Source organism: Pseudomonas sp. HMWF006 (genome assembly GCF_003061205.1).
Classification (GTDB): Bacteria; Pseudomonadota; Gammaproteobacteria; order Pseudomonadales; family Pseudomonadaceae; genus Aquipseudomonas; species Aquipseudomonas monsensis.
This window is the reverse complement of the sequence record NZ_QAIU01000665.1, coordinates 1-1,731: the sequence shown is the minus strand read 5'-3', so window position 1 is coordinate 1,731 and position 1,731 is coordinate 1. Positions and strand designations below refer to the sequence as shown.

The window sequence follows — 1,731 nt, the reverse complement described above, 5'->3', positions numbered from 1 at the left end:
GATTATTGCGGCAGGAGGGCTGATGTGGCGACAGCGGTGCTGGGCCGTGGAGGTTGTGGCGAGGGAGCAAGCGCCCTCGCCACGGAATTCCCTGCATTCCGGGGACGGTTTATTTCGGATAAAGCGGCGGCAAGCCGCTGTCAGCCACCGGGTCTTGCACCCGCTCCGCCGCTGGAATCGTGCGAATCGCCCGCCACAGATCCTCACCCTGCCAGTGCTGGCCGGTTTCGCTGTACAGCGCGCCGTTGAGGCCGTCGAGTGCATCCGACAGCGGTACAAAGCGCGCCGCCATATCTGCAAGCGTTTCCGGTTGCTGCCGCGCCCACGCATCCAGCGCCTGCCGCGTCGCTTGCGGATCATTGGCCTGGCACGCCCGTTTGATGTCGTCCATCAACGTGCGCGGACTCGGCCCGGTTTGCGCGGCACGATGCACCGCCGGTTGCCAGCGTGCGCGCCACCACAGGCCGAAGCCGAGCAGGGTGGTGCAGGCCAGAATCAGCGTGCTGAGTTTCCACCACCACAACACATCGTTATCGACGACGCCCGGTTGCAGGTTGCCGGTCGGCGTATCGACCTGCAGGCTCGGATTGTTCGCCACTTGCAGGGTGCGCGCGGGCAGGCTGCTGTGTTCCAGATGGTCTTCGAAGGTGTTCCACCACACCACGTCCACGGTCGGCAATTCGATCGAACCGCTGCGGCTCGGCACCAAGGCTTCGCGTTCTTCGCGGCTGCCGACCAGGCCGCGGTCAGTGCTCTGGTTGCTCAATACCGGTTGATCGGGGTAGCGGCGCAGGCCGTTGACCTCGGTGCCGGGCAGGGTCGGCAGTTGCGAACTGGCCAGCCCCTCGACCCGCAGCGTCAGGCTGCGGGTCAGGGAGTCGCCGACTTGCGTGTGTTCCGGCTCCGGGTTCCAGCTCTCGCTCAGGCTCAGGCTGCGCGCCGGTAACCATGGTGCGTCGACCGGGTAGGTCAGGGGTTTGGGTTTGACCGTCAGCGGGATTTGCGAAGAGCTGACGCGCATCAGCTTGCCCGGTTTCGGGCCTTGTGCGGTCGTGTCCTGCGCGGGCTGTGTGTCGACCAGCGTGGCGCTGAAAATCTGCGGCGCGATGGTCAGCAAGCCGCTGTGCTGCGGGTAGATCGCATAGCGCATTTCGATCACGCCATGGCGCACGCCGTTGATGTCTTTCTCATAGGTGCGGGTGTCGCCGAGCTGCTCGATTCGCGCATCGGCGATTTGCAGCGGGGTCAGGCTGCTGTCGTCGTACAGCGACACCGAATGGTAGATGCGCAGGGTCAGAATCGCCTGGGCCTGCACATAGACGCTGGACTGATCGAGGCTGGCCTCGATGAACACCGGGTCGAGGTTGTTTGTCTCTTCGCGGGTGTCGCTCTCGACCACTTGCACGGTGATCGGCTGGCTCTGCACGTCACCCAGTTGCAGCGGCGGAATCACCACGCTGCCGTTCTCTTTCGGCAACAGCGTGATGATCCAGCGGGTGGTTGCGCGGTTGTCGCCATTGAGCGTGTTCAACTGGTTGACCTGGCGCGTGCCACGCACTTCGAACAGCGCCTCCAGCGGCGTCAGGTCAGGTTTGCCGAACTGGGTGACATCGTTGGTTTCGAGGGTGAGCTCGACCGTCTCGCCGGAGTTCAGGCGACTGCGATCCACGCTGGCCGTCAGCTCGGCCGCCTGGGCGGTGGCCGTGCAGATCAGCAGGGGCAGTAAGAGAG

Annotated in this window: 1 protein-coding gene; it reads right to left on the bottom strand. The window is 64.7% G+C overall.

The annotated features are described in order from the left end of the window. Window positions 1–109: 109 nt before the first annotated feature. On the bottom strand, window positions 110–1,731 hold a 1,622-nt coding region (locus tag DBR24_RS30825), incomplete at its 5' end, for a BatD family protein (protein WP_256592046.1).